Source organism: Aquabacterium sp. A3 (genome assembly GCF_038069945.1).
Classification (GTDB): domain Bacteria; phylum Pseudomonadota; class Gammaproteobacteria; order Burkholderiales; family Burkholderiaceae_C; genus Aquabacterium.
Genome location: NZ_JBBPEV010000001.1, coordinates 854798 through 876697 on the forward strand (window position 1 = coordinate 854798; position 21900 = coordinate 876697).

The window sequence follows — 21900 nt, forward strand, 5'->3', positions numbered from 1 at the left end:
GGTTACTGCAAAGCCCCGAAGGGGTTGCCGCGGCTGCTGGCCGCAGGGGCATTACGAAGTGCAGACGGGGCTGCGGAACGAGAACGGGTTGAAGTCGGGTTGGCCGCAGGCACGGCCTCGGCCGACGGCGTTGACTGGACCGCCGATGAGGCCTCGTCGACGTCTCGCCTGAGCCTGGTGGCCCGTCGCGACGTTCGCGGCGCAGCCTCTGCCAAGGGAACCAGAATGGGCTCGCCAAGCACTTCTTTGATGAGCCTGGCCACGGTCTCTGCCTCCGACCGGGCCGAACCTGTGACCTCATTGGCTTTTCGCAGCTCGTCCAGCGCCTGAGCACTCACACGCAAACCGCTGACCGCCAGGATGCTCTGCGCTGTGAGGTCGTTCACGTCGCGCTGCAGAACCTCGTGCGCGCTGGTGATGGCCTCACCGTATTGACGTGCATCGAAACGAATCTGCGCGCGCCTCAGCCACGGCTGTTTGGCAGCAGGGTCCAGTCGCGCTGCGTCGTCCAGCAGAGCCAGGGCCTGATCGGATTTACCTTGATCAAGGGCCTGGTCAGCGGCAGCCAGCTTCTCATCCAGGCGCTCTTGAAGCGCCTGACGCAACTGGGCTTTCATGGCATCAGACTTCGGCGCTGAGGCGCACCCCCCAAGGGACAAGCCGACGACAAGAATGACCGCGCACAAACTGCCGCGGCGACCATGAACCAATGTCACGGTGACTCCTGATTTATGTTGATGAATGCGGCCGTCAATCCCGATGGATGCGGCGCAACGAGGGCGATTAGAGCCGAAATCGTTCAGCGTGCTTCCCCCCTTGCGGGGGTGTTTACACACTCTTTCATTCGGTTGCAAATGCAGCATCCCTCTAACGGGGGAGCAACTCATCAAGGCCGTGAGAGGCTCCCTACACTACGCGGCTGTCATGGGCACCATCTGATCTGCATGCGCCCCCTTTCATACATTCAACCAGGGACCACACCCCGCACCATCGGTCGCGTCATGACCCGGCGCGGGTCGGCGTTCGCCTGGCTGATTCGGGCGCTGGCCTCGGCCTTCACGGCTGTTGCCCTGATGGCGTGTGGTCAGGTGCAGCAGCCCAAGGTCACCGACTTGCCCATCGACGGCATCGACCTTGAAGCCCAGTCAGGCGCAGCAGCCACGAATGATCAGGGTATGCTGGGCAGCCTGAGCGCCATGGCAAGCAAGGCCATGGAAGCGGTGGGACTGAAAGACAAGCCGGTTCAGGCCGACGAGAGCACGCTGCCGGCACAGCAACTGCCGGATCGTCGAATTCGTTGGCGTGTTCATGCCAGCCCCGCATTGAATGTCAGCGATGCCGGTGACTCGCTGGCGGTGGTCACGCGCTTTTATCGCCTGAAGTCGCCTGAAGCCTTTCTGTCTGCGCCCAGGGAAGCCTTCAACACACCCCAGACCGAACAGGACGCGCTGGGTGATGACCTGATCTCGGTTCGTGAAGTTTTGCTGGTGCCCGGCCGCCAGCATGATTTGACGGAACGCCTGCCCAGGGATGTCGGTTTTGTGGGCGTGATCGCCCTATTCCACTCGCCTGCCGCGGGGCGTTGGCGACATGCTTTTGACACCCGGCGGGCAGAGCTGACCGGGATCCACCTGGGCGTTCATGCCTGTGCCCTGAGCGTTCATGCCGGCCGACCCGTGGACATGTCCACCGACGAGGCACGCCGCGCGTCGGTGCGCTGCCCTGCCAGCCAGCTGGCCACACCCGCCTCAACCGAGAATTGATGTGCTGTCTTCATCCAAGATCCTGTGGGGCGAAGGCCTCTTTCTGCGCCCACAACATTTTCAACAGCAAGACGCTTATCACGAGGCTCGTCTGGCACAGATGCGCAGTGCGCTGCACCCTTATGCCTGGGGTGTGCGTCATGTCAAGATCGACACAGATGCCCTGCACAACGGCGTGCTCCGACTGACAGAGCTGCAGATGGTCACCCCGGATGGCGACTTGTTCAATGCGCCGTTTGAAGACGAGTTGCCCCCACCCGTGGCGCTGAACACGCTCGATGAAATGCCGGGGCATCCGGGCATGTGGGTCTTTCATGTGGCCATGGCCCCCTTGCGTGCACAAGGCAGCAACATGTCGGCCTCGGCATCTGAGGCAGACACCGCCATGCGCTACTACAGGGCGCCCGCACAAACACCCGACATGTTCACCGATGCCGTCACGGCCGAGGTGATGGTGTTGCGCAAGTCAGCCCGCCTGATGCCCGAGCAAGCGCCGCGGTCTCACCTGGTGAGCATGCCGCTGCTGCGGGTCAAGAAAACAGCCACCGGTGGTCACGAACTGGACGGCCGGTTCGTACCGCCTTGCGTCAGCATCCAGGCGTCACCGGCGCTGGTGCTGCATCTGCGACGGCTGATGGACGTGCTGCAGGCCAAGGTGGAGGCCTTGTACGGTTTGCACCGCGAACCCAGCAAGAACGTGATCGAGTTTCGATCTGGCGATGTGGCATCTTTCTGGCTGCTGCACACGGCCAGCACCGCGTTTGCCGGCTTGTCACACCTGCTCAAACACCAGGCACTGCACCCTGAACGTCTGTTTCAGCGATTGCTGGAGCTCGCTGGGGCCTTGCTGACGTTCTCGAAAAATCACCAGCTGGCCGATCTTCCCAGTTACGACCATCAACAACCTGGTCCGTGTTTCCAGCGCCTCGATCAAATCATTCGTGATTTGCTGGAGACGGTCATCTCCACCCGCTACTTCTCCATCGTTTTGCAGGAGTCCGTCCCGTCGTTTCACCAGGGGCGGCTGGATTCGGAGCAGGTGCAAGCGCACACACAGCTTTACCTTGGTGTCTCGGCGGCGCTGTCCCCCAGCGAACTGGTGGAGACCGTGCCTTTGCGCTTCAAGGTGGGGGCGCCTGATGACGTTGAAAAGCTGGTGCTCTCGGCCATGCCCGGCGTGAAGCTCGTGCACGCCCCTCAGGTGCCGGCGGCGGTGCCGGTCAAGCCCGGCAGCTTCTACTTCACCCTTGAAGCCAAGGGGCCTCTGTATGAACGCATGCTGCAAGCACAGGCCATCACCCTGTATGCGCCCAGCGGCATGCCCGACCTCCGGCTTGAGTTGATCGCCGTGAACACCTGATCGCCAGACACCATGACCACCGCCACTCCCCCCCAACTGTTCGAGGGCTCTGGCCAACAGGGCTCTGCTCGCCCCAGCCACTCGGTCAGCGGTGATGCACAGTCGCTGCTGGACCTCATGTACGACGGTTTCTACCTGCTGTTTCTGCTCAAGGCCAAGCACGCCCCCGCAGACGCCGAAGAGTTTCGTGAGCGCATCAAGCGCTTTCTGACCTCATTCGAGCGAGGCGCCACGCGCCTGCAAGCCCATGCAGATGACGTGTACCTGTGCAAGTACGCGTTTTGCGCCACGGTGGACGAAGCCGTGCTGATGTCGGGCTTCAAGGCCCGCGAAGCATGGCAGCGACTGCCCTTGCAAGTGCAGTTCTTCGGCGAGCAACTGGCTGGCGAACAGTTTTTTGAAAAGCTGGAAACCCTGCGACACGAAGGCGCCTCACGCCTGCAGGTGCTGGAGGTTTTCCACATGTGCCTGCTCTTGGGCTTTCAAGGCAAATACCTGATCGAGGGCAGCGAAAAGCTGAGTTACCTGACATCGCGATTGGGTGATGAAATTGCCCGATTCAAAGGCCACCAAGGCGGTCTGGCCCCTCACTGGGCACCGCCTGACCGCGTTCAGCATCAGCTCAAAAACGAAGTACCTTTGTGGGTCATGGGCTCGGTGTTCGCGACGCTGGCGCTGGCGGGGTTCTTGGGCTTGCGCTGGGATCTGACCAGCCACGCGCGCAGCACTCTGGGCGAACACCATCACGTGGTTCAGATGCCGCCCAAGGTGGCGCACGTCACGATCACCCTGCCCTGAGCCCGCCCGGCTCGTCAGTCGGCGTCTTCGCGCCAGGCTTGCCGCAACTGCGCCAACCGCTCACCAATCTTGATCTCCAGCCCACGGCTCACCGGCTGATAAAAGGTCTGCCCCTCCATGCCCTCAGGCAGGTAGCGCTCACCGGCCGCCACACCGCCGGGCTCATCGTGGGCGTAGCGGTAGCCCTCGCCGTGCCCCAGCTCTTTCATGAGCTTGGTGGGGGCGTTGCGCAGGTGCATGGGCACAGGGCGGCTGACGTCTTTCTGCACCCAGGCACGGGCGGCCTTGTAAGCCACGTAGGCTGCGTTGCTCTTGGGGGCCATGGCCAGGTAAATCACACACTGGGCCAAGGTCAACTCACCTTCGGGCGAACCCAGTCGCTCGTAAGTTTCCGCAGCATCCAGCGCCATGCGCAGGGCGCGCGGGTCGGCCAGGCCGATGTCTTCGCTGGCCATGCGGATCAGGCGGCGCACGATGTAGCGCGGGTCCACCCCGCCGTCCAGCATGCGCACGAACCAGTACAACGCGGCATCGGGATCGGAGCCCCTGACCGACTTGTGCAAGGCCGATATGGTGTCGTAGAACTGGTCGCCGCCCTTGTCATAACGGCGAAGTTGCTCGCCCAGCGATTGCAAGAGGGCGGCCTCGTCGATCAGTGCCTGCCCCTTGAGTAAGGCAGCCAGGGTTTCGTAGGTGTTGAGCAAGCGGCGGGCATCGCCATCGGCATAGGCGATCAGGCGCGCCTGGGCCTCGGGCGTCAAACCAGGGCCCTGCAACGCGAGTTGCCCTTTTTGCAGCAACTGCTGCATGGCGACATCGTCCATGCCGCGCAGCACATGGACCGTGGCCCGCGACAGCAGCGCCGCGTTCACCTCGAACGACGGATTTTCGGTGGTGGCGCCAATGAAGGTGAACAGGCCGGACTCCACATGCGGCAAGAAGGCGTCTTGCTGGGCTTTGTTGAATCGATGGACCTCGTCGACAAACACGATGGTTCGTCGACCGTGGGCTTGGGCCACCTGAGCCTGCTCTACCGCCTCTCGGATGTCCTTGACCCCCCCCAGCACGGCCGAAATGGCCAGGAACTGCGCGTCGAAGGCTGTCGCCATCAGGCGCGCCAGGGTGGTTTTTCCCACGCCCGGAGGTCCCCACAGGATCATGGAGTGGGGCTGACCTGATTCGAAGGCCACGCGCAAAGGCTGGCCAGGGCCAAGCAAATGATCTTGCCCCACCACGTCGTCCAGCGCCCGAGGGCGCAGGCGCTCGGCCAGGGGCGCCTGCGCGGCGGCGGCACGGGCGCCGGCGGCCTTGGACTGACCTGGGGTGCCAGGCTCGGGTGGCATGGGAAGGTCCAGAGAAAGGCTGTCTTGCATGTGGCGATTGTCTCAGTGCGCCGCATCTGGGGCTACCGTCTGGGGTTACCCCTAGGCAAACACACTGAAACCTGTCACAATACAAATCTGCACTGATTTAGACGGTGCAGTTCGTTCATCCCCTCTGACCTTTTTCAAGCCGGGTTGCCCGTGTGGCCGTGATTTTTCACAGCGCTGGACGGTATCGAGCAACCGACGTTCGCGTGTCTTGAGTTCCGGTTGGCGGCGATGCCGTCGCTACACAGCGGACTCCACGTGGCCCCGACATGGGCTCCCCAGCATCTTTGGATGGCTGGCCCCAATGCCACGCAGTCTGGACACGTTCCACAGCGACCTGATCTGACGCGCGTTCCGTGCTGGAACCGACGCTGCGTCGTGGTCTGTCTTGGCCTTTTTCCCGGCCAGGCAGGCTGTTCATTGCTTGAAAGAGTTTGAGATGACCCAACACCAACACCCCGAGTCGCTGATCGACAAGCTGGCTGCCAGCCTGAATGACGATGGTGCCGATCTGGCCTTGCCGTCTGATGAGGTCGAGGCCGATGACGCCGTGCGCTTCACCGACTTGGGCATGCCCGAGGTGCTGTGCCGCGCCCTGACGGATTCGGGCTACACCCACCCCACCACCGTGCAATCGCTGGCCATCCCGGCCGCCATGAACGGTGCCGACCTGAAGGTGGCGTCGCAAACAGGCAGCGGCAAGACCGCCGCCTTCATGCTGCCGGCCCTGGCCCGCATCCTGGCCGCCCGTGGCGAGAACAACAAGCGCCGCGAAAAGGGCGTGGTGCAAGGCCCCCGCGTGCTGGTGCTGACGCCCACCCGTGAACTGGCCATGCAGGTGGCCAAGGCCGCCAGCACGTATGGCAAGCACGTGCAAGGTCTGCGCGTGGCCACCATCGTGGGTGGCGTGCCTTACGGCTACCAGCTCAAGGCCCTGAAGGGCCCGCTGGATGTGCTGATCGCCACCCCCGGCCGTTTGCTGGACCACCTGGGCACTGGTGCCGCCGTGCTCAGCAACCTGGAAGTGCTGGTGCTGGACGAGGCTGACCGCATGCTGGACATGGGCTTCATCGAAGACATCGAAGCCATTGCCGAGCAAACGCCTGCCGAGCGCCTGACGTGGATGTTCAGCGCCACCTTCGCTGGTCATGTGGGCCAACTGGCCCAGCGCATGACGCGCAACGCGCAAGACATCTCGGTGACCTCGCACACCGACAGCCACGACAACATCGAGCAGCGCCTGCACCTGGCCGATTCGCTGAGCCACAAGAACGAACTGCTGGACCACGTGCTGACCACCCGTGAGGTGGACCAGGCCGTGGTGTTCACCAGCACCCAGCGTGACGCCGACGTGCTGGCCATGCGCCTGGCCGACATGGGCCACGCCGTGGCCGCCTTGCACGGTGGCATGCCCCAGGGCCGCCGCAACCGCGTGTTGCAAGCCCTGCGCAGCCGCCAGTTGCGCGTGCTGGTGGCCACCGACGTGGCCGCCCGTGGCATCGACGTGCCCACCATCACCCACGTGATCAACTACGGCATGCCCATGAAGGCCGAGGACTATGTGCACCGCATCGGTCGCACTGGCCGTGCCGGCCGCAGTGGTCTGGCCGTGACCCTGGCCGAGCGTCGTGACATCCCCATGGTGCGCCGCATCGAGCGTTTCACCACGCAGCGCATCCCTGAGGCCACCATCGCCGGCCTGGAGCCCAAGATGAGCATGCCGCAAGACCGTGGTGGCCCCCGCTTTGGCGCCAAGCCTGGTCGCGGTGGCCCTCGCTTTGGCGACGGTCGCGGTGACGGCCGTGGCCCGCGGCACGGTGGCGAAGGCCGCTTCCAGGGGGAGCGCTCGTTCGGTGGCGACCGCGGCCATGGCGACCGCTTCGGTGACAGCCCGGCCCGCGCTCCGCGCGATGCGCAATACGACCCGCGCAGCACGCCCCGCTTCAACCAGAATGGCGACCCGCGTTTTGACCGTCAGGGCGAGGCCCCTTCGGGCGAGCACGGTGCACCGTTCCGCGCCCGTCAAGAGCAACGTCCGATGAACTCGCGTGAACAACGCCGCTCGGAGCAGTTTGGCGACCGCAACCAGGGCGCCTGGAATGACCGCCCCGCCAAGCCCTTTGGTGACCGTCCGCGTGGTGATCGTCCGTTTGGCGATCGCGCCTTCGGTGACCGTCCCCAAGGTGATCGCCCGTACGGTGACCGTCCTGCGGGCGACCGCTCGTTTGGCGACAAGCCTTACAAGGGCAAGTCGTTTGGCGACAAGGCCTTTGGTGAGAAGCCCTTCGGTGATCGCGCCTTTGGCGACAAGCCGCACGGCGCCAAGCCTTTCGGCAAGCCCACGGGTGGCAAGCCTGCAGGCAAGAGCTTCGGCCAGGGCTTTGACAAAGGCTTTGGCAGCAAGCCCGGCTTCAAGCACGGCGGCAAGCCGGGCGCCGGCAAGCGCCCTGGCTTCGGCAAGCGCGAAGGCTGATCAACAGCCCTGAGTGGACTCAGGGCTGGTTCAACACATCCACCCCTGCCGGGGGTGTGAACTTGAACTGATCAGCGGGCAACCGCACCCCGGTTTCGAACTTCGAAAAGTTCAATCGGGTGCGCTGCCCAAAACCATCCAGTATGTCCAGTGCGGCCAAACGGCCCTGGACGAAGCCCACTTCCACCGACTGGAAGCCCCCGTCTTTCTGGCGGGGGATGGCTTGCACCCACTCCCACTTCATGCCCCCCGGGGCCGACGCAGGGGTCGCGGTCACCGCACCCGCCGTCGGCGCCGGGATGGCTTTGAGCACGAAGTCGCGCTCCAGCGCCGCCGATGACAGGATGGCTGCCGGGGTGCTGCCCACGGCCTGACTCATGGGCCGCACCGTGACCTGCTCCAGGTCCACGTCATACAACCACACCTGTTTACCGTCGGACACGATCAGCTGTTCGCTCGGGCTGGTGTAGGCAAACCTGAACTGGCCTGGGCGCTGAAACGCCAGCGTGCCGGCGGAGCGTCGTTGCCGCTGCCCATCCGGCGATATCACCACCTGGGTGAACTCTGCTTGCCCCGTCTGTGCCTGCTTGACGAAACTGCGCAAGGTCTGCACCGCGTTCGATGACGCTTTGCCAGCGGTGGCCGACTGCGCCAGCAGGGGTGCGACCAGGACGCTGCCGCCCACCACGGCCACCGACAGCCCACGCACCAGCTCGCGACGCCGCGAGAGGTTGACAAGTCTTGAACTCATAAGCATCCAGTCCTGACGCCGTCGACACACGCGCAACGGCCTGCTCATTTCAACGCAGCACAGGGCATGTCGGCCGACATGCTTGTGAGTGCACCTGCAGCTTGCCCACAGGGATCAGGCATCCCAGGGTGCGGCGGTGGCACCACCTTCCCCACCCCGCGCAGGCACGATCAGTTCGCGGTTGCCATTGGTGGCCATGCTGGAGACCAGGCCTGATTTCTCCATCTGTTCCAGCAGGCGGGCTGCCCGGTTGTAGCCAATGCGCAGGTGCCGCTGCACCAGCGAGATCGAGGCCTTGCGGTGCTGCAACACGATGGCCACGGCGTTGTCGTACATGGGGTCTTGCTCGCCATCACCGCCCCCCGCCGGAGAGCCATCCAGGTTGCTGCCCTCATCCGACAGATTGCCGCCCTCCAGGATGCCCTCGATGTAGTTGGGCTCACCCTGCGTCTTGAGGTACTCGACGACGCGGTGCACTTCATCGTCACTGACGAAGGCGCCGTGCACCCGCATGGGCAGCCCGGTGCCCGGGGCCAGATAGAGCATGTCACCCTGTCCCAGCAACGCCTCGGCCCCCATCTGGTCGAGGATGGTGCGGCTGTCGATCTTGCTGCTGACCTGGAATGAAATCCGCGTGGGAATGTTGGCCTTGATCAAGCCCGTGATCACATCCACCGACGGGCGCTGCGTGGCCAGGATGAGGTGGATGCCTGCGGCACGGGCCTTCTGGGCCAGCCGGGCGATCAGCTCTTCGATCTTCTTGCCCACCACCATCATCAGGTCGGCCAGTTCGTCGATCACGATGACGACATGCGGCAGGCGGTCCAGCGGCTCAGGCTCTTCAGGCGTGAGGCTGAAGGGATTGGGGACCAGCTCGCCCCGCGCCTTGGCCTCGTCCATCTTCTTGTTGAAGCCGGCCAGGTTGCGCACCCCCATCTTGGACATGAGCTTGTAGCGACGCTCCATCTCGCCCACGGCCCAATTCAGCGCGTTGGCGGCCTGCTTCATGTCGACCACCACCGGGCACAGCAGGTGCGGGATGCCTTCGTAGACGCTCATTTCCAGCATCTTGGGGTCGATGAGGATGAGGCGCACGTCGCGGGCCTCGGCCTTGTACAGCAAGGACAAGATGGTGGCGTTGATGCCCACCGATTTGCCGGAGCCCGTGGTGCCGGCCACCAGACAGTGCGGCATCTTGGCCAGATCGGCCACCACCGGCGCACCGACGATGTCTTTGCCCAGACCGATGGTCAGCATGGACTGCGCGTCGTTGTAGACCTGCGAGCCCAGGATCTCGGTCAGGCGGATCATCTGGCGCTTGGCGTTGGGCAGCTCCAGCGCCATCAGATTCTTGCCAGGGATGGTCTCGACCACGCGGATGGACACCAGCGACAGCGAGCGCGCCAGGTCTTTGGCGAGGTTGACGATCTGCGAGCCCTTCACGCCCGTGGCTGGCTCGATCTCGTAGCGGGTGATGACGGGGCCCGGTGAGGCCGCAACCACGCGCACCTCCACGCCAAAGTCCTTGAGCTTCTTCTCGATCATGCGAGAGGTCATCTCCAGGGACTCGGCGGTGACGGTTTCCATGCGGCTGGTCGACGCGTCCAGCAAATCGATCTGTGGCAGCTTGGTGTCGCCCATCTCGACGAACAGCGGCTGCTGCTTTTCCTTGACCACGCGTTCGCTTTTGGGCACCTCGATGACGGGCTGCTCGATGATGATGGGCACGGGCTCGGACGGCAGTTCGTGGCGAACCTCTTCGACCACGCGCTCACGCTCGATGGCGGCCTTTTCACCGATGCGCAGGTCTTGCTCGACCTCGCGCTGGGCTTCGTGACGCTGGCGCAGACGCTCGATGCGCTCGCCGATGCCCTCGGCCACCTTCAACCACGAGAAGCGAAACGCCAAGGCCAGTCCGGCGACGAACAGGGCCACCCACAACACCCCGGAGCCATTGAAGCCCAGGTAGTGCTGCCCCCACTGCCCCAGGGTGTAACCCAAGACACCGCCGGCGTGCTCGCCAGCCACACTCGCCTCGTGACGGTACAGGCGAGACCACTCCAGGGCACAGCTGGACGACATCAGCAGCAGGATCCCCAGGGTGGTCATCCACCGCGGGCGCGTCTCGGGGGCGTCGCCAATGGCGGGCCCCACCAGGCGCCCTTCTTGTCCTCGCAACCAGCGAGCCAACGCAGCCAACCAGGCCCTGGCGCCAACCAGCAGCAACCACCAGGCCGACCACCCGAACGCCAACAGCAGCAGATCAGACGCGTGAGCGCCAAAAGCGCCCACCCAGTTGAGCGGCAGGACGCGCTCGCCCGTGGTGGTGAATGCGGGGTCGAACCGGTCATGGCTGACCATGGCCAGCACGAGCAGCAACCACAGCACGGCCCCCGCCAGCAGACCAGCCTGTGTGCGCAAGGCGGCGCCGGGGGTGGCCTCCGCAGACGTGGTCGGGGCGGAAGCCCCGCCTGCCACCCGGTTCAATCGGGTCACCGGACGTGCGCCCGCATCGGCTTGTTTTTCAGGGGCACGCTGCGCACCGCGCGACTTCTTGCGGGGTGCGGGCGTTTCATCGGACATGGATCCCAGAGGAAAGGTCATGCCCGGATTGTGCGACAACATTGCTGCCGCTCACCATCCGGGCAAACTGTCAGGACCCGGGCGGGCCCCTGCCCAGCCGACACCTCAGGCCGTGGCGGCCAGCCGGTCTTTCAGCACCACGCTGCCCGTTTCCTGGGTTTCGATCAGGCCCCGCTCTTCCAGGTCCTTCATCACACGAGACACCATCTCGCGCGAAGCACCCACGTGCTTGGCCAGGTCCTGGCGAGACACCTTGCCACGGATGATCTTCTCGCCGGCGTCGTCGTCGGCCATGTCCAGCAGGGCTCGGGCCACACGTCCGTAGACGTCCAGCAACGCGAGTGACTCGATCTGGCGGTCGGCGTTGCGCAGGCGGGCCACCAGGCCGCGCATGATGGCGTAGGACAGCGACGAGTTCTCAGGCAGGCAGCGGGCGAACTCGGTGCGCCCCAGCACCAGCACGTCGGTCTGCACTTCTGCACGAACCGTGGCCGAGTGAGGCTCGTTGTCGATGAGGCTCATCTCGCCCAGGTAATCGCCTGCTTCGAGCACGGCCAGAATGACCTCGCGGCCACGCTCGTCAGACGCCACCACGCGGGCGCGGCCCGTCAGCAAAATGAACAGGGAATTGGTCTTGCGCCCCCGCTCTACGATCAGCTCGCCACGGCGGTATCGGCGTTTGACCACGCCGTCGGCGATGGCCTCGGCCTGCGCCTGGGTGAGCATGGAAAACAACGGTACGCGGCGGATCAGATCAAGATTGGACAACATGGCCATGGCAGCTCCTCAGTTCATCAGATAGGGTGGCCTGTCAAGGAAAATTTGGAAGCTTCGACGACTTTTCACCCGCTTCCCCGTGTGACATAGAACCTGTCTCTACAATTTTCGGCATTGGTGCGGAAATATTGAGCACTTTAGTGTGCCTTGCCAAGCGGTGAGGCGCGAGGAAAGGCCCAAAGGCCGCACATTTCGTAGCGCAGCGCCCATGCTGCATCGCAAAAAAGGTATCGCCATGAGCAACCCCCAGCACAGCCAAGTCCTCATCCTGGGCTCTGGCCCCGCCGGCTACAGCGCCGCCATCTACGCGGCCCGCGCCAACCTCAAGCCCACCCTGGTGACCGGCATGGCGCAGGGCGGGCAGCTGATGACCACCACCGAAGTCGATAACTGGCCTGCAGACGTGCACGGCGTTCAGGGCCCCGAGCTGATGCAGCGCTTTCTGGAGCATGCCGAGCGGTTCAACACCCAGATGGTGTTCGATCACGTCAACGAGGTGGACTTCTCCAAGCGGCCTTTCACCCTCAAGGGCGACGCGGGCACCTACACGGCCGATGCCGTGATCATCGCCACGGGCGCTTCGGCCAAGTACCTGGGCCTGCCCTCGGAAGAAGCCTTCATGGGACGCGGCGTGAGCGGCTGCGCCACCTGCGACGGCTTCTTCTACCGCGACCAGGAGGTCTGCGTGGTGGGAGGCGGCAACACCGCCGTGGAAGAAGCGCTCTACCTGTCGAACATCGCCAGCAAGGTGCATCTGATTCACCGCCGCGACAAGTTCCGCGCCGAAGCCATCATGATCGACAAGGTGATGGAAAAGGTGGCGGCCGGCAAGATCGAGCTGCACCTGTTCAATGTGCTGGACGAGGTGCTGGGCGACCAAAGTGGCGTGACCGGCGTGCGCCTGAAGAACGTTGATGACGGCAGCACCAAAGAGCTGAAGCTCCAGGGCTGCTTCATCGCCATCGGCCACCAGCCCAACACCGACATCTTCAAAGGGCAGTTGGAGATGAAGGACGGCTACATCGTCACGCGCAGCGGGCAGAATGGCTTTGCCACCATGACCAGTGTGCCGGGTGTGTTTGCCGCCGGCGATGTGCAGGACCACATCTACCGCCAGGCCATCACCAGCGCAGGCACCGGCTGCATGGCCGCACTCGATGCGCAGCGCTTCCTGGAGCAAGGTGGCGCTTGAGGCGCCCTGCCCGGGGCAGGATCGCTTTGCCACTTTGCCAAGCAGCCAAAAACTGGCTATAATCTCGGTTTTTGCTAATTCGCCCCGGAGCACACGGGCCACAACCACACAGGTTGAGGCCGGTAAAGCTTCCGGAAGGGTGCTCCACCAGGCCCGGGATCAGACACCATCAAGGTGATGCGAACCCCTCCTGCTCTAGGCACCGAACCGCAACACTAGCGCATACAAGCGAACGGAGAAGCGTCATGGCACGCGTCTGTCAAATCACGGGCAAGGGCCCGATGGTCGGGAACAATGTGTCCCACGCCAACAACAAGACCAAGCGTCGTTTCCTGCCCAACCTGCAGTACCGCCGTTTCTGGGTCGAAAGCGAAAACCGCTGGGTTCGTCTGCGCGTCAGCGCCGCCGGCCTGCGCCTGGTTGACAAGGTGGGCATCGATCAGGTTCTGTCGGACCTGCGCGCCCGCGGCGAACTGTGATCTGAAGGAGTGAACCATGGCTGCTAAAGGCGGACGCGAAAAGATCAAGCTGGAATCCACTGCGGGTACCGGCCACTTCTACACCACGGCCAAGAACAAGAAGACCACGCCCGAAAAGCTGGAATTCATGAAGTTCGACCCCAAGGCCCGCAAGCACGTGCTGTACAAGGAAGTGAAGCTGAAGTAATTCAGGCCTCACCCTCTGAAAACCCGCCCTGGTTCGCCACGGCGGGTTTTTTATTGCCCATGCATGACCCCACCACACACACCCAGCATCTGGCACCCACAAAAAAGCCGCCCGAAGGCGGCTGAGGGAAGCAAGGTGACTCGGGCTCAGGCGTGTGCAGCGCGCAGCTTGCGAGAAAACTCTTGCAAAGCCTGGATGCCGCTGGCCTCTGCCTGGTGACACCAGGCCTGCAGATCATGAACCAACTGCTCTGCAGAAACGTTCGTGCGGGTCCACAGGGCGCGAAGTTCTTCGCGCATGGCCAGAAGTTTGGCCAGCTGGGGGTTGTCTGCGCAAGCGTCTGCCACCTGTTGCTGCATGCCCACCGGCATCTGCTCCACATCCCGGTGCAACCAACGGCGCACCTTGGCCAGACGCAGCGCAGCGCCGGTTTCTCCGGTGGCCTTCAAACGGTCCATTTCAGCACGGCAGGCCATGCGCACCTCGCGGGCATAGCGGGCCATCAGCTCATAGCGGTTGGCCACAATGGCCTCCAGGGTCTTGGCGTCGGCCACTGGCTTGATGTCACCCAACTGCAGGCGCGGGGGTGTCTTGCGCACCTTGGCCAGGCCCAGCATTTCCATCCCGCGGATGTATCCCCAGCCGATGTCGAACTCGTAAGGCTTGACGGAGAGCTTGGCGGAGGTGGGGTAGGTGTGGTGGTTGTTGTGCAACTCTTCACCGCCAATGATGATGCCCCACGGAGAGATGTTGGTGGAGGCGTCCGGGGCCTCGAAGTTGCGGTAGCCCCACCAGTGGCCCAGGCCATTGATGATGCCGGCAGCGGTGACCGGGATCCACAGCATCTGCACAGCCCACACGGTGATGCCGATGGCACCAAACAGGGCCAGGTCGATGGCGAGCATGATCCACACGCCCCAAACGGCGCGCGGGGTGTACAACTTGCGCTCCAGCCAATCGTCTGGCGTGTTGTGACCAAACTTCTTCAAGGTGTCGGCATTCGCCGCCTCGACGGCATACAGCTCGCGGCCTTGCAGCAGCACGGTCTTGATGCCATGAGCGACCGGGCTGTGGGGGTCTTCTGCGGTTTCGCACTTGGCGTGGTGCTTGCGATGCACAGCCACCCATTGCTTGGTGACGGTGGCCGTGGTCAGCCACAGCCAGAAACGGAAGAAGTGAGACGGGGCGGCGTGCAGCTCCAGTGAGCGGTGTGCCTGCGCACGGTGCAGGAAGATCGTGACAGATGCGATGGTGATGTGCGTCAGCACCAGGGTGTAGAGCACCACCTGCCACCAACTGGCGTCGGTGAGCCCGGAGGCGGCCCATTGAACCAGGGCATCATGCACCGGACTGGACAGGAAAAAATCGAACATGCTGGACTACCTGTGAGAGGACGCGCGATTGTAGGCGCTGACGGTGAATGAAGCTTGCCCCAGAACAAAGGGGTGTGCATGCCCCAGGCACGCACACCCCCTGTCAGACCGTGAAATCCTGATCACTCGACGACCAGAACGACCTTGACGCTGGCGTCCACCGCCGACTGTTCGATGTAGCCGATGGCGTCCACGTTGCCCGCCACGTGCTTTTTGACATCGGCCGCCGATGACAGTTCGCGCGGCGGCGTGGCCTTGCCAGAGAAGGTCAGGCGGGCCCAGGTGGCCTTGACCTGTGCCGAGGTCTTGCCGGCGGCCTTGCTGTAGAACTGCTCGCGGATCGCATTGGATTCAGGCAGGTCGGCCGGCTGGGCCGTGGCACCAGAGGGGAGCTGAGCGCTCTTGCCCATGAAGATGGCCGACACCTGGTCGGGCGTCATGGAGGCCAAAGGGCTCTTGGGGTTGACGATGACGGCGATCTGAGCCGATGCGGCCTGGGCCATCACCAGCAGGCTGGCGGCCACCAGGGTGTGAAGGGTGTGCTTGGTTTTCATGATGTGTGCTCCCTTCGACTCAGAACACGAAGTCGACCGAGAGGGTCACGACGTTGATGGACTTCTTGGCGTTCAGGAAGGTGCTGCCGGTAGCCACATCCCTCAGCGGGTCGGCTGCCAGGAACATGCCGTACGAATCGACGGGCTTGCTGATGTGGTCGTACTGGGCCTTGATGGCCAGACCGGGCTTGGCATCCCAACGAACACCTACCGTGGCCGTCTTTTGGGAAACCTTTTGGGTGTTAAGGGTGGCTTGAACACCATTAACTGCCGTAGTCAGCGGAGAGTTGACCGCAGGCACGGTTGCATTGGGATCATCAACTTTTACCTTGCCATATCCCAGATAAGGTAGCCAAGCACCAAAGCGATATCCAATCGTTGTATACCAACCTGTGGTGTCCGAGACGTAGCCGCCATCTATCCGGCGCTTCGTGTACTCAGCGGCCACCACGATGTTATTTTGATCGTACGACAGGCCCACTCCAGTAAATGAGGCATCTGTATCCGCCTGGGTCACGGTAGCGGCCAAAGCCGCCGCATCACTGGCGGCCGTTGGGAAAAACGCATTGATTGGTCCGGCAGTACCCGCAATGACAGGCGCCAACCCCGCCTTGATAGTATTGGAGGAGGCGGAGCTGATGGTCAGCTTGCCGCGAACATGTCCAAGTCGCAGCATCAAGCCGTTGTCCAACTCAGCAAGGAAATTCAAGCCCGTGAGACCTTTCAGTTTGATCTGGGCGGGAGTTGCAGGCGAGCCATCACTGAACAAGGCATTCGCATAATCCGCATTGGCTTCACCATACAAGGCGCTCGACGTAAGCGTCACCGATCCAAGCGAGAGCTGGTGGGTCGCGTCCACGCCCTCAAAATTACTGACAGGCACTTGCGCATACACGTCCAGCGGCGGCCGCACGGTGGTGTTGGCGTAGCCCACGTCGCGGAAATCCGAGATCATGAAGAAAGGCGCGCCCATGCGGCCGGCTCGGAAGGACAGCGAAGGCATCGCCTGCCACTTCACAAAAGCCCATTCAAAGGTGGGGATGTAGTCGCCGTCAGCGTCGTACTTGGCCATGATCTGGCCGGTACCGGACACCGTGTCGGTGATCTTGTAGGTGCCTTGCACCGCGATCTTGGAGTCGGGATTCAGGCTCCCTGACTTCTTTGATCCGCCGCCCTGCCCTTTGTAATTGAAGTAGACGTCGTCGGTGGACGCGCGGCTGTAGCCGATCGTGCCAAACCCCGACATGCGGAATTTGCCATCGGGTGAGGTGTAGTCGGCTTGCGCACTCATGCAGGCGAGCAATGCCGCGGCAGCCAGGGGCAGGCGCCGAAGTTTCTTGTAGGACATGGAGGGACTCCTCAACTAGGTTGATGGTGTGCCGCGGCCCATCCATCGCTCCCACCACAGCCGGAAGACGTGTCAGACCGAATGCACAACCACTTTGCCGAAGGGCTCAGCGGTTGTCGTCAGGGTAGTGATCCCACTTGACAGCGAATGTCCGAAAAGGCCCTTGCGCAGTGTGCAATTCCGCACATTCAGGCGCTCAAGAGGCTCAGGCCGCCAGTTGCAGCGCCATCTCTTGGTGAAGAAGTGTTGCCAGGGCGCGACGATCCGCATGTGACACCGAGTGCGCGGCCAAAAGACTGACGTGAATAGTCACCTTTTTGGCGCTGACCACCCACCAAAGGGATTGCATGAGCGTCATGTCACCCACATAGGCCGGGGAAGGACTGAATCGGTGCAAGGGGTCGCTGTACCGGATCACCACCGGCTGCACCGGCACCTGCGCGTCAATGGCCGACTGCAGCAGGTTGGGATGGAAATGCATGAGGTGATCCCCAGGGCCCGTCGTGCCCTCGGGAAACACCGCCACCGTGTCGCCATCTTTCATGGCCTGAGACATCAGGCCCAGCACCCGCATGGCGTCGCGTCGGCGCTCCCGCACCAGGTACAGTGTGCCGGCGTAAGTGACCAGGCGCCCGATCAGAGGCCAGTGCGCCACCTCGGCCTTGGACACAAAGCGCGAAGGCACGACCGCATTGATGGCCACGATGTCCAGCCAGGAGACATGGTTGGACACCACCAGCTTGGCCCCCGGCCTGGGCTGCCCCTCCACGCGCAGATGCAAACCGAGGATGCGCAGCAGCTGGCCTGACCAGGCCCGGTTGGCAGCGTCTCGTTGTGACCGCGACAAGCCTTCCCAGACGGTGTAGCTTTTGGCCAGCGCCAGCAGCACATGCAGCAGCACCCTGAACAGCCGCCACGACGCCACCAACACCGACAGCGGCCACGGCCAACGGGAGCGCTGAACGCCCTGCCAGGCGGCCATCTCAGGCTGCTCGGCGCTCATGCGCGGGCCACGCGCGGGCACTCATGTGCCACCTGCCCGGCGACCAAGGTGGTGCGCACGCGCCCCGCGAGCTCGAAGCCGGTGATCTCAAACGCAAACGGCGTGTGCTTGCCCTGGCTGATGAGCCCCTCGGGCTGCACCACCCAGCGCTCTGCGGGGTCGAACAGCACCAGGTCGGCCACGCCACCTTGAACAAGCCGCCCGGCGCTGGACGCCAGCGAACCCAGGGCCTCACCCAAGACCTTGACGGGCCCCTGCGTCACCACCGACAGGGCGCGCCGCAAGGCGGCGGGCTCGGGCTGATCGCGCTCATCGGCCCCGGCCCACTTCAGGGCCAGGCTCAGCAGCAGCTCCAGCCCGGTGCCACCCGGCGTGGCCTCACCGAAGGGCAGCGTTTTCTCGTCGGCATCCACCGGCGTGTGGTCAGACACCAGCGCGTCGATGGTGCCGTCGGCCAGGCCGGCCTGCAGCGCGTCGCGGTCACGCCCCTGGCGCAGCGGCGGTGTCACGCGCATGGCGGGGTTGAAGTAGCCGATGTCCACATCGGTCAGCATCAGGGAATTGATGCTCACATCGGCCGTGATGGGCAGCCCATCCTTCTTGGCCTGGCGCACCAGTTCCACCCCCGCTGCGCTGGACAGGCGACACAGGTGCACGCGGGCGCCAGTGGCCCGCACCAGTTCGATGATGGTGCTCAGGGCGATGGTTTCGGCGGCCACGGGCACGCCCGCCAGGCCCAGGCGGGTGGCCACGGCACCACTGGCCGCCACCCCCTTGCCGAGCCAGGCATCCTGCGGACGCAGCCACACCGAGTAGCCGAAGGTGGCCGCGTATTGCAGCGCCCGCTGCAGCACCTGGGTGTTGGCAATGGCCGACTCGGCCTGCGAGAACCCCACGCAACCGGCCTCGGTCAGCTCGGCCATTTCAGTGAGGGCCTCACCTTGCAGGCCGCGCGTCAAGGCCCCCAGGGGGAACAGGCGGCAGCGGCTCAGTTTGCGCGCGCGCAGCTTGAGCATCTCCACCAAGCCGGGCTCGTCCAGCGTGGGGTCGGTGTCGGGCAGGCAGACCACGCTGGTCACGCCGCCGGCCGCCGCCGCCGCCAACTCGGATTCGAGCATGCCTTTTTGTTCGTAGCCCGGCTCGCGCAGGCGCGCGGCCAGGTCCACCAGGCCAGGGGCCACGATCAGGCCCGAGGCATCGATGGTGCGGTCGGCCACGAAGTCGGCGCTCACCTGCCCGATGGCACTGATGCGCCCGGAGGTGATGGCCAGGTCACCGACCTGGTCCAGGCCGGAAGCGGGGTCGACCAGGCGACCGTTTTGGATCAGGATGGTGCTCATGCTTCGTTGCCCGCAATGATGGACATCACCGCCATGCGCACGGCGATGCCGAAGGTGACCTGCGGCAGGATGACGCTTTGCCGGCCATCGGCCACCGACGAGGCGATCTCGACGCCCCGGTTGATGGGCCCGGGGTGCATGACGATGGCGTCAGGCTTGGCCAGGGCCAGCTTGTCTTCCGTGAGGCCAAAGGCCTTGAAGAACTCGCCCGAACTGGGCAGCATGCCGCCGCTCATGCGCTCGTTTTGCAGGCGCAACATGATGATGACGTCGGCATCGCGGATGCCCTCTTCCATGCTGTGGCACACGCGCACGCCCATCTCGCGCAGATCGCCCGGCACCAGGGTGCGAGGGCCGACCACGCGCACCTCGGGCACACCCAGGGTGGTCAGCGCGTGGATGTTGGAGCGCGCCACGCGCGAGTGAACGATGTCCCCCACCACGGCCACCGTCAGGTTGGTGAAGTCTTTTTTGTAATGCCGGATGGTGTACATGTCCAGCAAGGCCTGGGTGGGGTGCGCATGGCGACCGTCACCGGCGTTGACCACGTGCACGTGGGGCGCCACATGCTGAGCGATCAGGTAAGGCGCGCCCGATTCGCTATGGCGCACCACGAACATGTCGGCGCTCATGGCGCTGAGGTTGGCGATGGTGTCGAGCAGGCTCTCGCCCTTGGAGGCCGACGAACGCGCGATGTCCAGGTTGATGACGTCGGCGCTCAGGCGCTTGGCCGCGATCTCGAAGGTGGTGCGGGTGCGGGTGCTGTTCTCGAAGAACAGATTGAACACGCTCTTGCCGCGCAGCAAGGGCACCTTTTTGACTTCGCGCTCGTTGACGCTGACGAACTGCTCGGCCGTGTCCAGGATCTGATGGATGATGGCCTTGGGCAGGCCCTCGGTGGAGAGCAGGTGAATCAACTCACCGTTCTTGTTGAGTTGGGGATTGCGCTGGGGCTTTCTGATGGGCAGGGAGGTGGTCATCACACCCTCTCGAAATGGAACTGGAAGCGGCCGTCCTCGGCCCGGTCGAGCGACACGCGCTCTTCAGCAGGCAGGGTGATGCGGGCGGCAGAGTAAGCAGGCTCGATGGGCAGTTCACGACCACCGCGATCGACCAGCACCGCCAGGGTCACACTGGCTGGCCGACCAAAATCGAACAATTCATTGATCACGGCCCGCGTGGTGCGTCCCGTGTAAAGCACATCGTCGATCAGCAAGATGCGCTGACCTTCCACCTCAAAAGGCAACTGCGTGGCGTCCTTGCTGGCCACCATGCCACGAGAGCTGAAATCATCGCGGTGAAGGGCCGACGAAATCACACCATGCGGGGTGCTCAGGCCCAGGTCCTGATTGAGGCGCTCGGCCAACCAGGCGCCCCCCGACCACACGCCCACCAGCACGGTGTCGGGCGTGACCAGGCGACGCACGCCGGCCAGCAGGTTGGTGTAAAGCGCCTCGGCGTCCAGGCGCAGGGTGTGGGGGGTGTTCACTCAAGCCTCTCCTTGCGGGCTGCCGGACCCTGGGGCGGACAGCGCGTTGAAATACTGTTGCAGGATGATGGCCGCCGAGGCCGCATCCAGATCACGGGCGCCACCGGCCTGTGCCTCGGTGGTGGAGTAACGTTCGTCGACTTCGATGACGGGACGTTGAAAACGCCCGGCCAGTTGGCGGCCAAACTTGCGCGCGCGAACCGTGTTGTCGTGCTCGGCGCCATCGGGGTGAAAAGGCACCCCCACCACCAGCGCATCCGGACACCACTCGGCTATCAACTGGCCGATGGCCTTGAAGCGTGCATCGCCCTCGACGGCGATCGTACGCAAAGGCTGGGCCTGACGCATCAAGCTGTTGCCCGTGGCCACCCCCACCCGCTTGAGCCCGAAGTCAAACGCCAGGAATGTCTGGACCGGTCCGGTGCTGGCCAGGCTCATGCGTGGCCCGCCTCACCCATCAGAAAGCTCCGATCAACCCCCAGCAGTGACAGCGCCTGGTCATAGCGTTGCTCGATCGGCGTGTCAAAGATCAGTTCGGGTTGCGCCGCGACGGTCAGCCAGCCATTGCGGCCGATTTCCTCTTCCAGCTGCCCCGCACTCCAGCCCGAGTACCCCAGGGCCACAAACACCTTGCGGGGCCCTGCGCCGTGCGACAAGGCCTCCAGCACATCGCGCGAGGTGGTCATCTCCAGGCCACCGTCAATCTTGAGGGTGGACGCGTAGTGCCCGCCTTCTTCGTCCAGCCGCTCGTGCAGCACGAAACCACGTTCGGTCTGCACGGGCCCTCCGTAAAACACCGGGGCCTCGTTGAGGTCGTCTCGCGCCAGTTTGAGGTCAACCTTCTCGAAGAGCTTGGTCAGCGCGATCTCCGTGGGACGATTGATGACGAGGCCCAAAGCGCCTCGCTCATTGTGTTCACACAGGTACACCACGGTGCCGGCAAAATGGTCATCGCGCATGCTGGGCATGGCAATGAGAAACTGATTGGTCAGGTCGATGGGATGTGATGAGCCGGCAGACATCCCCCGATTTTAGTCGCCCTGCCCTCTTTCGCCACGAA

The 21900-nt window shown here is 63.8% G+C and carries 21 protein-coding genes; 7 read left to right on the forward strand and 14 right to left on the reverse strand.

The window, feature by feature from the left end:
• Nucleotides 1–2: 2 nt before the first annotated feature.
• Complete coding sequence (locus WNB94_RS03730) at nt 3–617, reverse strand: hypothetical protein (protein ID WP_341388492.1); 615 nt, start codon at nt 615–617, stop codon at nt 3–5.
• 384 nt (nt 618–1001) lie between these two features.
• Between WNB94_RS03730 and tssJ the strand changes: the two genes are divergently transcribed.
• From tssJ to icmH, 3 genes are read left to right on the forward strand one after another with little or no spacing between them, the layout of a single operon-like run.
• Nucleotides 1002–1763, forward strand: coding sequence for a type VI secretion system lipoprotein TssJ (tssJ, locus tag WNB94_RS03735; RefSeq protein WP_341388494.1), 762 nt, complete (start codon nt 1002–1004; stop codon nt 1761–1763).
• 1 nt (nt 1764) lies between these two features.
• Nucleotides 1765–3123 (forward strand): type VI secretion system baseplate subunit TssK, encoded by a 1359-nt coding sequence (tssK, locus tag WNB94_RS03740; RefSeq protein ID WP_341388495.1) that lies wholly within the window; start codon nt 1765–1767, stop codon nt 3121–3123.
• A 12-nt stretch (nt 3124–3135) separates the two neighbouring features.
• The gene (gene icmH / locus WNB94_RS03745) at nt 3136–3921 is read left to right on the forward strand and encodes a type IVB secretion system protein IcmH/DotU (protein WP_341388496.1); all 786 of its coding nucleotides are present in this window, start codon (nt 3136–3138) and stop codon (nt 3919–3921) included.
• A 14-nt stretch (nt 3922–3935) separates the two neighbouring features.
• Here icmH and WNB94_RS03750 read toward each other — a convergent pair whose 3' ends face one another.
• Nucleotides 3936–5264 (reverse strand): replication-associated recombination protein A, encoded by a 1329-nt coding sequence (locus WNB94_RS03750; protein ID WP_341388497.1) that lies wholly within the window; start codon nt 5262–5264, stop codon nt 3936–3938.
• Nucleotides 5265–5730: 466 nt separating this feature from the next.
• Here WNB94_RS03750 and WNB94_RS03755 point away from each other — a divergent pair, with 466 nt between their 5' ends.
• Nucleotides 5731–7764, forward strand: coding sequence for a DEAD/DEAH box helicase (locus WNB94_RS03755; protein WP_510166941.1), 2034 nt, complete (start codon nt 5731–5733; stop codon nt 7762–7764).
• 19 nt (nt 7765–7783) lie between these two features.
• Here the strand turns inward: WNB94_RS03755 and lolA are convergent, their stop codons facing one another.
• From lolA to WNB94_RS03770, 3 genes are all read right to left on the reverse strand, one after another.
• The gene (gene lolA, locus WNB94_RS03760; protein ID WP_341388498.1) at nt 7784–8515 is read right to left on the reverse strand and encodes an outer membrane lipoprotein periplasmic chaperone LolA; all 732 of its coding nucleotides are present in this window, start codon (nt 8513–8515) and stop codon (nt 7784–7786) included.
• A gap of 114 nt (nt 8516–8629) precedes the next feature.
• Nucleotides 8630–11098: a DNA translocase FtsK 4TM domain-containing protein gene (locus tag WNB94_RS03765; RefSeq protein ID WP_341388499.1), complete on the reverse strand. Its 2469-nt coding sequence runs from the start codon at nt 11096–11098 to the stop codon at nt 8630–8632.
• A gap of 105 nt (nt 11099–11203) precedes the next feature.
• Complete coding sequence (locus tag WNB94_RS03770; protein WP_341388501.1) at nt 11204–11875, reverse strand: Crp/Fnr family transcriptional regulator; 672 nt, start codon at nt 11873–11875, stop codon at nt 11204–11206.
• A gap of 235 nt (nt 11876–12110) precedes the next feature.
• Here WNB94_RS03770 and trxB point away from each other — a divergent pair, with 235 nt between their 5' ends.
• The 3 genes from trxB to rpmG all read left to right on the forward strand — a co-directional run bounded on the left by trxB (nt 12111) and on the right by rpmG (nt 13733).
• The gene (gene trxB, locus WNB94_RS03775) at nt 12111–13067 is read left to right on the forward strand and encodes a thioredoxin-disulfide reductase (RefSeq protein ID WP_341388502.1); all 957 of its coding nucleotides are present in this window, start codon (nt 12111–12113) and stop codon (nt 13065–13067) included.
• 245 nt (nt 13068–13312) lie between these two features.
• Nucleotides 13313–13546, forward strand: a complete 234-nt coding sequence (gene rpmB, locus WNB94_RS03780; RefSeq protein WP_341388503.1) for a 50S ribosomal protein L28 — start codon at nt 13313–13315, stop codon at nt 13544–13546.
• A gap of 16 nt (nt 13547–13562) precedes the next feature.
• Nucleotides 13563–13733 carry a 50S ribosomal protein L33 gene (gene rpmG / locus WNB94_RS03785; protein WP_109037199.1) on the forward strand — a complete coding sequence of 57 codons (171 nt, stop codon included), beginning with the start codon at nt 13563–13565 and terminating at the stop codon, nt 13731–13733.
• A gap of 146 nt (nt 13734–13879) precedes the next feature.
• Here rpmG and WNB94_RS03790 read toward each other — a convergent pair whose 3' ends face one another.
• From WNB94_RS03790 to WNB94_RS03830, 9 genes are all read right to left on the reverse strand, one after another.
• Nucleotides 13880–15106 carry a DesA family fatty acid desaturase gene (locus WNB94_RS03790; RefSeq protein ID WP_341388506.1) on the reverse strand — a complete coding sequence of 409 codons (1227 nt, stop codon included), beginning with the start codon at nt 15104–15106 and terminating at the stop codon, nt 13880–13882.
• Between the two features lie 122 nt (nt 15107–15228).
• On the reverse strand, nt 15229–15660 hold the full coding sequence (locus WNB94_RS03795) for a type 2 periplasmic-binding domain-containing protein (protein ID WP_341388507.1): 432 nt from the start codon (nt 15658–15660) through the stop codon (nt 15229–15231).
• A gap of 19 nt (nt 15661–15679) precedes the next feature.
• The gene (locus tag WNB94_RS03800) at nt 15680–17008 is read right to left on the reverse strand and encodes a hypothetical protein (protein ID WP_341388509.1); all 1329 of its coding nucleotides are present in this window, start codon (nt 17006–17008) and stop codon (nt 15680–15682) included.
• 205 nt (nt 17009–17213) lie between these two features.
• Nucleotides 17214–18032 carry a lysophospholipid acyltransferase family protein gene (locus WNB94_RS03805; protein ID WP_341388510.1) on the reverse strand — a complete coding sequence of 273 codons (819 nt, stop codon included), beginning with the start codon at nt 18030–18032 and terminating at the stop codon, nt 17214–17216.
• Complete coding sequence (locus WNB94_RS03810) at nt 18008–19351, reverse strand: dihydroorotase (RefSeq protein WP_341388511.1); 1344 nt, start codon at nt 19349–19351, stop codon at nt 18008–18010. The genes WNB94_RS03805 and WNB94_RS03810 overlap by 25 nt, the downstream gene beginning before the upstream one ends.
• Nucleotides 19348–20331 (reverse strand): aspartate carbamoyltransferase catalytic subunit, encoded by a 984-nt coding sequence (locus tag WNB94_RS03815; RefSeq protein ID WP_341388512.1) that lies wholly within the window; start codon nt 20329–20331, stop codon nt 19348–19350. Before WNB94_RS03815 ends, WNB94_RS03810 begins: the two co-directional genes overlap by 4 nt.
• A complete protein-coding gene (pyrR, locus tag WNB94_RS03820) occupies nt 20331–20840 on the reverse strand; it encodes a bifunctional pyr operon transcriptional regulator/uracil phosphoribosyltransferase PyrR (RefSeq protein ID WP_341388513.1) in 510 nt (169 codons plus the stop codon). Before pyrR ends, WNB94_RS03815 begins: the two co-directional genes overlap by 1 nt.
• Complete coding sequence (ruvX, locus tag WNB94_RS03825; protein WP_341388514.1) at nt 20841–21278, reverse strand: Holliday junction resolvase RuvX; 438 nt, start codon at nt 21276–21278, stop codon at nt 20841–20843.
• On the reverse strand, nt 21275–21862 hold the full coding sequence (locus WNB94_RS03830; RefSeq protein WP_341388516.1) for a YqgE/AlgH family protein: 588 nt from the start codon (nt 21860–21862) through the stop codon (nt 21275–21277). Before WNB94_RS03830 ends, ruvX begins: the two co-directional genes overlap by 4 nt.
• Nucleotides 21863–21900: the final 38 nt, after the last annotated feature.